General features: G+C 55.1%; 11 protein-coding genes. 2 read left to right on the forward strand and 9 right to left on the reverse strand.

The window, feature by feature from the left end:
* Window positions 1–8: 8 nt before the first annotated feature.
* Window positions 9–719: a YggS family pyridoxal phosphate-dependent enzyme gene (locus IBT46_RS14865; RefSeq protein ID WP_200546352.1), complete on the reverse strand. Its 711-nt coding sequence runs from the start codon at window positions 717–719 to the stop codon at window positions 9–11.
* Window positions 720–734: 15 nt separating this feature from the next.
* Here IBT46_RS14865 and IBT46_RS14870 point away from each other — a divergent pair, with 15 nt between their 5' ends.
* Complete coding sequence (locus IBT46_RS14870; RefSeq protein WP_200546310.1) at window positions 735–1,727, forward strand: type IV pilus twitching motility protein PilT; 993 nt, start codon at window positions 735–737, stop codon at window positions 1,725–1,727.
* Window positions 1,728–1,808: 81 nt separating this feature from the next.
* Here IBT46_RS14870 and ruvX read toward each other — a convergent pair whose 3' ends face one another.
* From ruvX to metK, 8 genes are all read right to left on the reverse strand, one after another.
* Complete coding sequence (gene ruvX, locus IBT46_RS14875) at window positions 1,809–2,228, reverse strand: Holliday junction resolvase RuvX (protein ID WP_105592379.1); 420 nt, start codon at window positions 2,226–2,228, stop codon at window positions 1,809–1,811.
* Window positions 2,228–2,791, reverse strand: coding sequence for a YqgE/AlgH family protein (locus tag IBT46_RS14880; protein ID WP_105592378.1), 564 nt, complete (start codon window positions 2,789–2,791; stop codon window positions 2,228–2,230). The genes ruvX and IBT46_RS14880 overlap by 1 nt, the downstream gene beginning before the upstream one ends.
* Window positions 2,792–2,881: 90 nt before the next feature.
* Complete coding sequence (gshB, locus tag IBT46_RS14885; RefSeq protein ID WP_200546311.1) at window positions 2,882–3,826, reverse strand: glutathione synthase; 945 nt, start codon at window positions 3,824–3,826, stop codon at window positions 2,882–2,884.
* Between the two features lie 119 nt (window positions 3,827–3,945).
* A complete protein-coding gene (rsmE, locus tag IBT46_RS14890) occupies window positions 3,946–4,677 on the reverse strand; it encodes a 16S rRNA (uracil(1498)-N(3))-methyltransferase (RefSeq protein WP_200546312.1) in 732 nt (243 codons plus the stop codon).
* Window positions 4,678–4,759: 82 nt separating this feature from the next.
* Entirely contained in the window at window positions 4,760–5,473 is a 714-nt protein-coding gene (endA, locus tag IBT46_RS14895) for a deoxyribonuclease I (protein WP_200546313.1), read from the reverse strand.
* 120 nt (window positions 5,474–5,593) lie between these two features.
* Entirely contained in the window at window positions 5,594–6,106 is a 513-nt protein-coding gene (locus IBT46_RS14900; protein ID WP_105592374.1) for a SprT family zinc-dependent metalloprotease, read from the reverse strand.
* Between the two features lie 69 nt (window positions 6,107–6,175).
* The gene (locus IBT46_RS14905) at window positions 6,176–7,573 is read right to left on the reverse strand and encodes a sugar porter family MFS transporter (RefSeq protein WP_200546314.1); all 1,398 of its coding nucleotides are present in this window, start codon (window positions 7,571–7,573) and stop codon (window positions 6,176–6,178) included.
* A 1,201-nt stretch (window positions 7,574–8,774) separates the two neighbouring features.
* Window positions 8,775–9,929 carry a methionine adenosyltransferase gene (metK, locus tag IBT46_RS14910; RefSeq protein WP_105592372.1) on the reverse strand — a complete coding sequence of 385 codons (1,155 nt, stop codon included), beginning with the start codon at window positions 9,927–9,929 and terminating at the stop codon, window positions 8,775–8,777.
* An 864-nt stretch (window positions 9,930–10,793) separates the two neighbouring features.
* Here metK and speA point away from each other — a divergent pair.
* Window positions 10,794–12,770, forward strand: coding sequence for a biosynthetic arginine decarboxylase (gene speA, locus IBT46_RS14915; RefSeq protein ID WP_105592370.1), 1,977 nt, complete (start codon window positions 10,794–10,796; stop codon window positions 12,768–12,770).
* Window positions 12,771–12,781 lie beyond the last annotated feature (11 nt).

Below are 12,781 nucleotides of genomic sequence, written 5' to 3' on the forward strand. Positions count from 1 at the left end.
GAGGTTCCTCAGTTGTTGTGATTAGCGACGCTGCCATAATCGCGCGCGCCGAAGATTGCGGTGCCAATACGCACCATGGTACTGCCCGCCGCAATCGCGGCGTCCATGTCGTCACTCATTCCCAGCGAAAGTGTATCCACCTCAGGATAATCACTTTGTAGTTCTTTGAGCGCTGTCGCCATCTGCTGGCACACCGCCAGCTGACGCTCGTACTCCGCTTCCGGTGCGGGGATGGCCATCAGCCCACGCAGACGCAGGCGCGGCAATTGTGCCACGGCCTGTGCCAGCGCCGGTAATTCTGCCAGCGTAATCCCGGACTTCCTTTGTTCATCGCTGATGTTGACCTGAATCAGCACGTTCAGCGGCTCGGCATTGTCTGGTCGCTGTTCATTCAGTCGGGTGGCGATGCGCAGACGATCGACCGTATGGCACCAGTCAAAATTCTCCGCTACCAGCCGGCTTTTGTTGGATTGCAGGGGACCGATAAAGTGCCATACCAGATTGAGATCGGCCAGCAGCTGGATCTTATCCACCCCTTCCTGCACGTAGTTCTCACCAAAGCAGCGCTGCCCGGCCGCGGCGGCTTCTGCGACGGCGCTCGCAGGTTTGGTTTTGCTCACTGCAAGCAGCGTAATGTCCTGTGGATCGCGGCCGCATTGGCTTGCCGCCGCTGAGATCCGCTGGCGGACTTGCTGTAAGTTGTGCTCAATCGAAGTCATAGTCAGGGAAAAAATATGGATATTGAAGAAATTGTGGCCCTTAGTGTAAAGCATAATGCAGGAGATCTGCATCTCTGTAGTGGCTATTCGCCATTCTGGCGAAAGCATGGGCTGCTGGAACCGTTAAGCGACTGGGCAGAAGTCAGCAATGCCAGCCTGGAAAAGTTTGCGGAAATGACCCTGACCAAAACGCAGAGGGAGGAGTTGAAACAGCAAGGGCAGCTGGATTTTGCACTGACGCAGGCCGGAGTTCGGCTGCGTGCCAACCTGTTTCGCCAGCGCGGCGGGCTGTCGCTGGCGCTGAGGCTGATTGCCAGTGAGTGCCCGAGTAGCGCTTCGCTGCATCTGCCTGCGGTGGTTGCCTCGCTGGAACAGCAGAGCGAGGGGCTTATCCTGATCACCGGTGCGACGGGCAGCGGTAAATCCACCACGCTGGCAGCGCTGATTGACAGTATCAATCAGCAGCAGCAGCGCCATATCCTGACGCTGGAAGATCCGATTGAGTTTCTGCATACCAGCCGCCGTTCGCTGATCCAGCAGCGCGAGCTGGGAGCGCACTTTTCCTGTTTTGCCGACGGGCTGCGGGCCGCGCTGCGTGAAGATCCGGACGTTATTCTGCTGGGTGAACTGCGCGACAGCGAAACCATCCGGCTGGCGCTGACGGCGGCGGAAACCGGTCACCTGGTGCTGGCCACGCTGCACGCGCGCGGTGCAGCGCAGGCGGTTGAGCGGCTGGTGGATGTCTTTCCCGGTGAGGAGAAAAACCTGATCCGCAGCCAGCTTGCAGGTAGCCTGAAAGCCGTAATAGCCCAGCGGCTGGTGGCGGCGGAGCGGGGAAGGGTGGGACTGTTTGAAGTGATGGTTAACTGCCCGGCCGCGGCCAATCTAATCCGCGAGGGGAAAACGCACCAGCTGCCCGCACTGTTACAAACCGGCAGCCAGCTGGGGATGCAAACCTTTGAACAGAGCCTGGCAGAGCGGCAGCAGCAGGGGCTATTACCGGAGTAAAGTACGCTTCAGCGTCATTATCAGCATTGCAGACAGCCGGATGCTTTGCCCTGGATGATGTTCAGGGGCTGTGCGAGCGGGTTAATAGTTATTCTCAAACCAGCTTTCTAAAATGATCACCGCTGAAAGTGAATCCACGCTGCCCTTGCTCAGTGCGCGGAAGCCGCCGCGTTCGAACAGTTCGGCACGAGCTTCCACCGTACTGAGGCGCTCATCGTGCAGATCGACCTGCACGCCAAAGCGGCCATGCAGACGGTTGGCAAACTTACGTGCTCTGGCGGTCAGCGGCTGCTCGGTGCCGTCCATATTCAGCGGCAGGCCCACAACAACGCGGTCCGGCTGCCACTCTTTCAGCAGCGCTTCAATCTTGTTCCAGTCCGGGATGCCGTCCTGCGCTTTCAGCGCGGTCAGCGGTCGGGCGGTACCGGTCAGCTGCTGTCCAATGGCTACGCCGATGCTTTTGGTACCGAAGTCGAACGCCAGTAGCGTCATTGTGCTCATCAGGCGTGTCCTGCTTCGCTGGTCATCTTATGGATATCGATGCCAATGCTTTTGGCCGCTTCTCGCCAGCGTTCGGCGATTGGTGTGCGGAACAGAATGTTGCTGTTCGCCGGAGCAGTCAGCCAGGCGTTTTCCAGCAGCTCGTCTTCAAGCTGGCCTTTCTCCCAGGAGCAGTAGCCCAGCGCAACGAGTACCTGTTCAGGTTGATCCGGCGTGCCGAGGGTTTCCAGTACATCACGCGAGGTGGTGACGATGGTGTTATCGGAAACGCGAATGCTGGAGGCAAAAGTGGTTTGCGCCGAGTGCAGTATAAAACCGCGATCTTCCGCCAGCGGGCCGCCGGAAAAAACCGGTTTATCCAGTTTGACCTCGGGATCGCGCGGTGTAGGCATAATCTTTAATTTTTGCAAAATGCCATCAACCGTCAGGTTTTCCATCGGTTTATTGACGATAAGCCCCATCGCGCCATCATCGTTGTGCTCGCAGATATAGACGACGGAGCGCTTAAACAGAGGGTCCTGTAAGGCTGGCATGGCAATCAAAAAATGATGCTGTAAATTCATACTTTATATTCTGTTATTTGATTAACCATCCGCTGCTGTCGTCGGATGGTTAATGGGTGAGCCGTGGGGCATCCTGCCCCGGCGTGGCGGTCAGGCCAGACGCTTTTCAATGGCATCCATCAGCATTCCGGTAATCGAAATCGGGAACGCTGACTCAATTTCACGAATGCAGGTTGGGCTGGTGACGTTAATTTCGGTGAGCTTGTCGCCGATAATGTCCAGGCCGACAAAAATCAGGCCTTTCTGCTTGAGGATTGGCCCTACGCGGCAGGCAATTTCCCAGTCGCTTTCGGTTAGCGGACGTGCTTCACCGCGACCACCGGCGGCCAGATTACCGCGTGTTTCACCGGATTTAGGAATACGCGCCAGGCAGTAAGGTACCGGCTCGCCGTCCACCACCAGAACGCGTTTGTCGCCGTCTTTAATCGCTGGCAGATAATTCTGCGCCATGCAGTAGAAGTTACCGTGCTCGGTCAGCGTTTCGATAATCACCGACAGATTCGGGTCTTCCTGCTTGATGCGGAAAATCGATGCGCCGCCCATGCCGTCCAGCGGCTTGAGGATGATATCGCCGTGCTGCTGCCAGAACTCACGGATCTGGCTGGCGTTGCGGGTGACCAGTGTGTCCGGTGTCAGCTCGGCAAACCACGCAGTGAACAGCTTTTCGTTACAGTCGCGCAGGCTCTGCGGTTTGTTCACGATCAGCGTGCCTTTCTCTTCCGCACGTTCAAGGATATAGGTGGCGTAGATAAACTCGGTGTCAAACGGCGGATCTTTACGCATCAGCACCACGTTCAGATCGGCCAGCGCGATATCCTGCTCGCTGCCGAATTCAAACCATTTGTCGTAATTCTGCTCAACGCTCAGCAGACGGGTACGCGCCCGGCCTTCGCCGCCGCGCAGATAGAGATCGTTCATCTCCATGTAGTGAATTTCGTAACCACGGCGCTGTGCTTCCAGCAGCATCGCAAAGCTGCTGTCTTTTTTAATATTGATGGAGGTGATCGGGTCCATCACGATGCCAAGCTTAATCATTCTTCTCTCCAGTGGTAGCTAACGTGCCGTGTCATAGTTTTCGGCTCTGCGGCGTCATTGTCGCTTGCAGGCTCGCCAGGATATCGGTTTCGATACCGCGGTTGTTAAGCACAATGGGCTTAGCCCAGATCGCCAAATCGAACCTGTAGCGCGGTAATTGCCGTCAGGGCGGTCGTTTCGGTGCGCAGCACGCGCGGTCCTAACAGAATATCGGTAAAGCCATAGCCTGTCGTCATGCTGATTTCATCAGCAGCAAGACCGCCTTCCGGGCCTATCAGCAGGCGTACGCGTTCAACCGGCAGCGGCAGCGTATTAATGCTGTGCTCCGCACGGGGATGAAGATTTAGCTTCAGGCCGCTATCCTGCTCTGCACACCAGGCTTCCAGCGTCATCGCGTTGCGTACTTCAGGTACGCTGTTGCGGCCACACTGCTCGCAGGCGGCAATGACAATTTTCTGCCACTGCTGGATTTTCTTCGCCAGCCGTTCCGCATCCAGCTTTACGCCACAGCGTTCAGAAAACAAGGGGGTAATGATATTAACGCCCAGCTCAACGGCTTTCTGGATGGTGAATTCCATCTTTTCGCCGCGCGACATGACCTGGCCCAGATGCAGATGCAACGGGGATTCGCGGCTGTCCGCGCGGCTTTCGGTGATTTTAACGCGCACGCTCTTTTTATCCGCATGGATAATCTCAGCAGAAAAAGTCAGATTAGTGCCATCAAAAAGCTCTACGGCCTGTCCCGGTCCCATGCGCAGTACGCGGCCAACGTGGTTTGCCGCATCTTCACAGAGGGCAACTTCGCTTCCTGCCTGTAGCGGCTCGGGGTGATAAATGCGCGGTACTCGCATAGCAATCGATAATCCTGTAAAAGTGGGAGCCTCACTATCCGGCCCCTTAAGAACGGCTGTTGTGCAGTTTAGGTCAGTGATTTTACCGCTGGCAAGCCTGCTGTACATAGGGGTTGTGATTTCCCTGTACGCGGGCAATCCGATTGTCGCGCTCGCATTCCCATGCGTTAACCGGATAAAGCTTGTTCCAGGCGGTCATCAGCTGCGTTTGCTGTCGTGACATTTGCAGCTTATAGGTATCGCGCATATAGAACCAGGTGCGGGCAATCGCACCACGGGCGCGGGCGGGTGGCTCTGCCAGCTTGTTTTTGAAGTCGACCTTCATCGCGCACTGGCCGTACTGCTGTTCGCCGCCGTTCCACTGCCCGTACATAAAGTTGCCACGATCGCCGTTAACTTCACCAATGGCGGGCTGCAGATTATGCAGATCGGTTTCCATCCGGCGGTATTCATCATCTTTTGCGCAGTTTTTGCGTCCGCCATCCTGCCAGCACTGGCGCTGGTGGCCAAAGCTCCATGCCGGAACCACATGTTCCCACTCGATGCGCTCGGCCCGGTTAGCGTTTTTTCTAACCTGATAGCCGCAGGAGGCGAGGTCGGGAACGCCTTTCTTGCCCTGCCAGGTGATTTTGCAGCCGCAGTAAAAAGATCCAGGCGCATCGGCGTTGATCTGTGCCGCATAGGCTTTTGCCTGACTGAAGTTATTTTGATGATAGTTGTCCAGACTCAGCGCCTGTGAAGAAAAGACGGGAAGCAACAGTGAAAAAGCCAGCGAGGCCAAAATTTTGCGAGACATATTCCAGAAATTCTGTGATCCGTGAGAAAGCCCGGAGAGTAACAGAAGTTCCAATAATAGCGAATAATTAGCTTATAAATTAGCCTGATACTGCCGGGTGTTTGCTGGGTTTTCGCACTTTTAAGCGCTTTTAAATTCACCCGGCTGCAAAATGTCACCGCAGTGCAGGCAGCGGTACTCACTTTCACCGCGAACCACGCGATTATGTCGCCGAATGGTCAGCTGATGCTGCTGGCAGCGGCAGCGATAGGGGAAGGCCTGGCTGCGCACGGAAGCGATAGCGAACTGATGCGTGCGACGGGCCGGAACCTCCAGCACGCTCTCCATCATCCATTTCCACTCTTTGCCGTGGGGCGCTACGCGGCCAAAGTGCTTCCAGACCAGTAAATGCGCCAGCTCATGTGGAACCACTTCATCAATAAATGCCTGCTGATTTTCCAGCAGCAGTACCGGATTAAGGCGGATTTCCCAGTCCTGTAGCCAGGCAGTGCCGGCTGCCGTGCCGCGCTGCTGATAAACCAGCCGAGGTTCGGGATAATTGCGTTCCAGCCGTTGATTCGCCAGCTGCAGTTTTTCACGCAGCGTGCGCATAACGGACTGCTGCAGGGCGATAGGGAGTCGTTGGGATTTCATAGCGCAGAGAATACGGTGGCGGGAAGAGAGAAGCAATAAGACGGCCGGATTGCTCCGGCCGTAGGATGATCAGTCGCGGGAACCGATATCACGCAGTTTTTTACCGCTCAGCAGGTTGCGCTCGATATGTTCCAGAGAAACGCCTTTCGTTTCCGGGATCAGGCACAGCGTCAGCACGATAAAGAACAGGTTGAGTGCGGCATACACCCAGAAGGTGTTGGCGTTACCCAGCGTATTCAGCATAGTCAGGAAGGTGGCCCCGACGATCATGTTGGCGATCCAGTTGGTGGTGGTGGAAACCGTAATCCCGAAATCGCGGCCTTTCAGCGGCTGAATTTCAGAACACAGTACCCAGATCAGCGGACCAGCGCTCATCGCAAAACCAACGATAAACATCAGCAGCATACCAATCGCAAAATACTGCGCCGCTGCGGAGTTAATGCCGATATGCAGCATGGTCCCCAGAATGCCCATACCCAGCGCCATCACCATAAAGCCGAGGATCAGCGTTGGCTTACGGCCCCAGCGGTCTACCAGACCAATAGCAATAAATGTCGCCAGTACGTTGATCAGGCCGACGATAACCGTCCCCCACATCTGCTGAGTGGTGTTGGCGAAACCGGCAATTTCAAAGATTTTCGGCGCGTAATACATGATCACGTTCATGCCCGTGAACTGCTGCATTACCTGCAGCAGGATGCCGAGCCACACCGCGCGGCGGAAGTTGCTGTTGTCTTTAAACAGTTCCCAGCCGGACTGCTTGATTTTCAGGCTTTCACGGATTTCATCCAGCTCGCGCTTTGCCTGTTCGCTGGTGTCACGCAGGCGATCCAGCACACGCTGCGCATCGCGGAAGTTACCTTTCGCCGCCAGCCAGCGCGGGCTGTTAGGCAGGAAGAATACGCCCACCAGCAGCAGCAGGGCAGGGATGGTGATCACCCCCAGCATCCAGCGCCATGCGCCGCTGTAGCTGAAGGCGGTATCGGACAGATAAGCGCCCAGAATACCAATGGTAATCATCAGCTGGTAGAGCGAAATCATACTGCCGCGAATCTTTTCCGGCGCGATTTCAGACAGATACAGTGGCGCGGTGTAGGACGCCACGCCAACCGCCAGCCCAAGCAGAACTCGGGCGACAATCAGCATTTCCGGGTTAGGCGCAAAGGCGGACCAGAGCGAACCGATAACAAACAAGATTGCGCCGATCATCAGGCTTTTTTTACGGCCAAGATAAGACGACAGCCAGCCGCTGCCAATGGCGCCGATGGCGGCTCCAAACATCATGGAGCTGACGATCCACTCCTGCTGGTGGGCGGTGACGTTGAAATCTTTCGAGATAAAGGGCAGGGCACCGGCGATGACGCCAATATCCAGGCCAAACAGCAGGCCGGCCAGGGCAGCAAGGAAACAGACGAACAGGGTCATGGCCTTATTCGATGTTCTGCTGTGAGTTTTTGTTCCAGGCATGATGCCTCCATAAATGACTGCTTTGTATTGCCGTCAATGTTAGACAACCTGCTTCCATCAGACTGTGCGTTAGGTCACATCAGTGTAATCGGTTACACTTGTTGTGGTGGGTTAAAACTTAGGCAGGATGCATAAACCGGCCATTTAATCAGTATTTAACGATGTTTTGTTGTATTTTTTCTCACTGTGATTAATGGTTGCCGGATGTTTCTGAAAATATAATATTTTGTATATTTATGGCAATGAGCTGATGTCTTAAATATAGGAAATACAGAGTGTTTGTTTGTGTAACCGATACCAATTTGGCGCATTGGATTACCTAGAGTATAGCTGGTTGTGCGGGTGTTAATTTTTGGTTGCGGAATGTGTTTGTGGATGTTGAAAATGGCTGATGGGCTGATGGGCTGATGGGCTGATGGGCTGATGGGCTGATGGGCTGATGGGGTGTGCTGCTATGGAGATTGCGCTGGCTGGCTGTTCCCCCGCCCGGATGGTCCTCACGCCACGCTTTGCGTGGTGCCTTCACTACGTTCGTCAGCCTGTCGGACCGCCAAAGACGGGCCGTCCATGGCCCGGCTTTGTCTTTCGTCCGCGTCCATGCGGCCGAATCCTGGCTTCCTTTCTCCGCTCAGCGCTGCGGATTATCCGGTCGGGTGAACAGTCAGCCTGCTGTGCTGCTTCCGTGATGTATGCCAGATGCGACAAACAGCGAGCAGGATGCGTGAGGGGGAGTAGTTTGCTGCCCAGATTATGCCTGAACACCAGTAATAAACGTTCTGACGGGAATAGTTGTTTGTAAAAACGCGACTCTGAAGGTCATAGGGAACAGCCTCTGCCGTGGGTACCGGGCAATCCGCAGCGCTGAGACGTAGGCAGCAGGCCAGGAGATGCCAGCAGGGAAGCTGGCGTCAGGCGAAGCCGGGCAGGACGCCCGTCTTCGCCGGTCCGGGAGGCCGGATGCCGAAGCCGAAGGCACCACGCGAAGCGTGGCGCGAGGACGCCCGGTATCCGCGGCAGAGGCTGGGCACCCTCGCACACACGATACAGCGAAGGTATCAAAAAGCGGCGCGAGAGCCGCCCGGTACCTGCAGCAGAGGCTGGTCATCACCGCACAGGCCAAAAAAAACCGCCATCTAAAAGACGGCGGCTTAATCACGCTGGAGGGCAGCCCGAAAGCACCCTCAGCACAGCGGCAGAAAACTTATTTCAGACCGGCAGCATCGCGCAGCAGAGCGGCTTTGTCGGTTTTTTCCCATGGGAAATGTTCGCGACCAAAGTGACCATAGGCTGCAGTTTCGCGGTAGATCGGATGCAGCAGATCCAGCATCTGAATCAGGCCGTAAGGGCGCAGATCGAAGAACTCGCGCACCAGCAGAGTCAGCTGCTCGGTAGAGACTTTCTCTGTGCCGAACGTTTCCACCATGATGGAGGTTGGCTCTGCAACGCCGATAGCGTAGGAAACCTGAATTTCGCAGCGGTCGGCCAGACCGGCAGCCACGATGTTTTTCGCTACGTAACGCGCAGCGTACGCCGCTGAACGGTCAACTTTTGATGGATCTTTACCGGAGAACGCACCGCCGCCGTGGCGAGCCATGCCGCCGTAGGTATCAACGATGATTTTACGACCGGTCAGACCGCAGTCACCCATTGGGCCACCGATAACGAAACGGCCGGTCGGGTTGATGTGGTATTTGGTGCTGGCATTGATCCACTCAGCGGGCAGAACCGGCTTGATGATCTCTTCCATCACGGCTTCTTGCAGATCTTTCTGCGAGATGTCTTCGGAATGCTGAGTAGACAGTACCACTGCGTCGATACCGACAATTTTGCCGTCATCGTACTGGAAGGTGATCTGGCTTTTCGCATCCGGGCGCAGCCACGGCAGGCTGCCGCTTTTACGCACTTCAGACTGGCGCTGCACCAGACGGTGTGCGTAAGTTACCGGAGCGGGCATCAGCACGTCGGTTTCATTGGTGGCGTAGCCGAACATCAGGCCCTGGTCACCGGCACCCTGCTCAAGCGGATCGGTACGATCAACGCCCTGGTTGATGTCAGGAGACTGTTTACCAATTGCGCTCAGTACGGCGCAGGAGTTGGCATCAAAGCCCATATCGGAATGAACATAGCCGATATCGCGCACGGTTTGACGGGTGATCTCTTCGATATCAACCCATGCACTGGTAGTAATTTCACCACCAACCAGCACCATGCCGGTTTTTACATAGGTTTCGCAGGCCACGCGTGCTTTCGGATCCTGCTCGAGAATTGCATCGAGCACGGCATCGGAAATCTGGTCGGCGATTTTATCAGGATGTCCTTCTGATACGGACTCGGAAGTAAACAGGTGTTTAGCCATTATATTCTTTACCTTACTAATACGGGTTGAAGATCGACTGCATAGCGCAAAAAATGGAGATTAGCCTGAAATTCAGGACAGATATCTGTTCTTAGCGCCCCCCTCAGGCAAAGCCATGAGCAGTGATTATCCTTTTCAGGGATATCGCCCCCGTAGTAACGGAGGTAAATCAAAGACGCTTAGAAGTTAACCAGTATAGATGGATTAACATCTGGATGGCTATTTTAGGTTACACGTTAAGCGGATTGCCAGCATTTTTTACCGGGGAGAGTTTTATCATTTGTAAAAAGTGGAAAATTATCCTGACAGATATCCCAACCGGCACATTTAGATTTTGCAATTTTAGTCACGTAGCTGTATAAAACGGCGCTGCCTTTGAGCATGATTTGAGGCACGCAACTGACCCGCCAGCAATGAAAAAATACGCGCTGGTATTCACCCGCAGTTTTTGGTTTTTCCACGCACCGGTCGGTGTGTGTGGAGGTGACAACAGTAATGAACCACGGTGTTTCACTCGTTCAATTACGCCGTTCCGGCGTGTTCAATATCCCTTCATGCGGTACGACTTCCTGTACTACTTGCCGAAACTTTGTGCGCATTGGTAACAATCCCGACACCAGCGCCGGTTAATCTGCTTCTGACGTTGTGACCAGGTTCTCTCAGATTTACCTGAGAGTTGTCTCTATTGGTTTTCTGACCCGTTATACGGAGTCCGCGACGTGTTTTACAATGTTATACTTCAGAAACCGATTTTAGCGGTACTTCAGTCTGCCAGGCTGAACATCCCGGTAATTGATGGGTTATCGTCACAGGTTAATTCTGCGGCGGCTTGCCGTTTTGCTTTACTACAATTTGAGGTTCGCAATGTCTGACGACATAAAGAATGTAATGGGTTCGTCAGCGGGCGAACAGGGTGTTCTCCGCTCCATGCAGGAGGTGGCCATGAGCGATCAAGAAGCCAGCAAAATGCTGCGTACTTACAATATTGCCTGGTGGGGCAATAACTACTATGACGTCAACGAACTGGGCCACATCAGCGTTTGCCCGGACCCCGACGTCCCTGAAGCGCGCGTTGACCTGGCGAAGTTGGTAAAAGAACGCGAAGCCAACGGCCAGCGTTTACCGGCGCTGTTTTGCTTCCCTCAGATCCTGCAACATCGCCTGCGTTCAATTAACGCGGCCTTCAAGCGTGCGCGCGAATCCTACGGCTATCGCGGCGACTACTTCCTGGTTTATCCGATTAAGGTGAACCAGCATAAGCGCGTCATTGAATCCCTGATCAACTCCGGCGAACCGCTGGGGCTGGAAGCCGGTTCCAAGGCCGAACTTATGGCGGTACTGGCGCACGCCGGGATGACCCGTTCAGTGATCGTCTGTAACGGCTATAAAGACCGTGAATATATCCGCCTTGCGCTGATCGGCGAAAAGATGGGCCACAAGGTCTATCTGGTGCTGGAAAAAATGACCGAAGTCCAGCTGGTGCTGGAAGAAGCTGAACGCCTGAACGTCGTGCCGCGCCTCGGTATCCGTGCGCGCCTGGCTTCACAGGGTTCCGGCAAGTGGCAGTCGAGCGGCGGTGAGAAATCGAAATTCGGTCTGTCGGCGACTCAGGTGCTGAAGCTGGTTGAGATCATGCGCGAAGCGGGGCGGATGGAAAGCCTGCAGCTGCTGCATTTCCATCTGGGATCGCAGATGGCCAATATTCGCGATATCGCCACCGGCGTACGTGAATCGGCGCGTTTCTACGTTGAGCTGGCGAAGCTTGGCGTAAATATTCAGTGTTTTGACGTCGGTGGTGGTCTGGGTGTTGACTATGAAGGCACGCGTTCCCAGAGCGACTGTTCGGTGAACTACGGCCTGAACGAATATGCCAACAACGTTATCTGGGCGATTGGCGATGCCTGTGAAGAGCACAATTTGCCGCATCCGACGGTGATCACCGAATCCGGTCGTGCGGTGACTGCGCATCATACCGTACTGGTTTCCAATATCATCGGCGTTGAGCGTAACGAGTTCAGTACCCCACAACCGCCAGCCGGCGATGCCCCACGCCCGATCGTCAGCATGTGGGACACCTGGCAGGAGATGCACGAGCCGAACAACCGCCGCTCGCTGCGCGAATGGTTGCACGACAGCCAGATGGATCTGCACGATATCCATACCGGCTATTCGCAGGGTACGTACGATCTGACTCAGCGCGCCTGGGCCGAGCAGCTGTATCTCAACATCTGTAACTATATTCAGCAGCACCTGGACCCGAGCAACCGCGCGCACCGTCCGATTATTGATGAACTACAGGAGCGGATGGCGGATAAGATTTACGTCAACTTCTCACTGTTCCAGTCAATGCCGGATGCGTGGGGTATCGATCAGCTGTTCCCGGTACTGCCGCTGGAAGGGCTGAACAAAGTGCCGGAGCGCCGTGCGGTGCTGCTGGATATCACCTGTGACTCGGACGGCACCATCGATCACTATGTTGACGGTGACGGAATTGCCACCACGATGCCGATGCCGCAGTACGACGTGGATAACCCACCGATGCTGGGCTTCTTTATGGTCGGTGCGTATCAGGAGATCCTCGGCAACATGCATAACCTGTTCGGTGATACCGAAGCGGTGGACGTGTTTGCCTTCTCCGACGGCAGCGTGGAAGTTCAGCTGTCTGACGAAGGGGATACCGTAGCGGATATGCTGGAGTACGTGCAGCTGAATCCTGCCGAGCTGCTGACGCATTTCCGCAACCAGATTAAAGAAAGCGATCTCGATGAGGAGCTGCGCGCGCAGTTCCTGGAAGAGTTCGAAGCGGGCCTGTACGGCTATACTTACTTAGAAGATGAGTAAGTAATAATAAG

Source organism: Erwinia sp. S38, from assembly GCF_016624545.1.
Taxonomy (GTDB): Bacteria; Pseudomonadota; Gammaproteobacteria; order Enterobacterales; family Enterobacteriaceae; genus Erwinia; species Erwinia coffeiphila.

Coding starts and splice junctions, on each gene's coding strand:
- IBT46_RS14865 (WP_200546352.1), bottom strand. CDS start 719: ATGACTTCGATTGAGCACAACTTACAGCAAGTCCGCCAGCGGATCTCA.
- IBT46_RS14870 (WP_200546310.1), top strand. CDS start 735: ATGGATATTGAAGAAATTGTGGCCCTTAGTGTAAAGCATAATGCAGGA.
- ruvX (WP_105592379.1), bottom strand. CDS start 2,228: ATGAGCACAATGACGCTACTGGCGTTCGACTTCGGTACCAAAAGCATC.
- IBT46_RS14880 (WP_105592378.1), bottom strand. CDS start 2,791: ATGAATTTACAGCATCATTTTTTGATTGCCATGCCAGCCTTACAGGAC.
- gshB (WP_200546311.1), bottom strand. CDS start 3,826: ATGATTAAGCTTGGCATCGTGATGGACCCGATCACCTCCATCAATATT.
- rsmE (WP_200546312.1), bottom strand. CDS start 4,677: ATGCGAGTACCGCGCATTTATCACCCCGAGCCGCTACAGGCAGGAAGC.
- endA (WP_200546313.1), bottom strand. CDS start 5,473: ATGTCTCGCAAAATTTTGGCCTCGCTGGCTTTTTCACTGTTGCTTCCC.
- IBT46_RS14900 (WP_105592374.1), bottom strand. CDS start 6,106: ATGAAATCCCAACGACTCCCTATCGCCCTGCAGCAGTCCGTTATGCGC.
- IBT46_RS14905 (WP_200546314.1), bottom strand. CDS start 7,573: ATGCCTGGAACAAAAACTCACAGCAGAACATCGAATAAGGCCATGACC.
- metK (WP_105592372.1), bottom strand. CDS start 9,929: ATGGCTAAACACCTGTTTACTTCCGAGTCCGTATCAGAAGGACATCCT.
- speA (WP_105592370.1), top strand. CDS start 10,794: ATGTCTGACGACATAAAGAATGTAATGGGTTCGTCAGCGGGCGAACAG.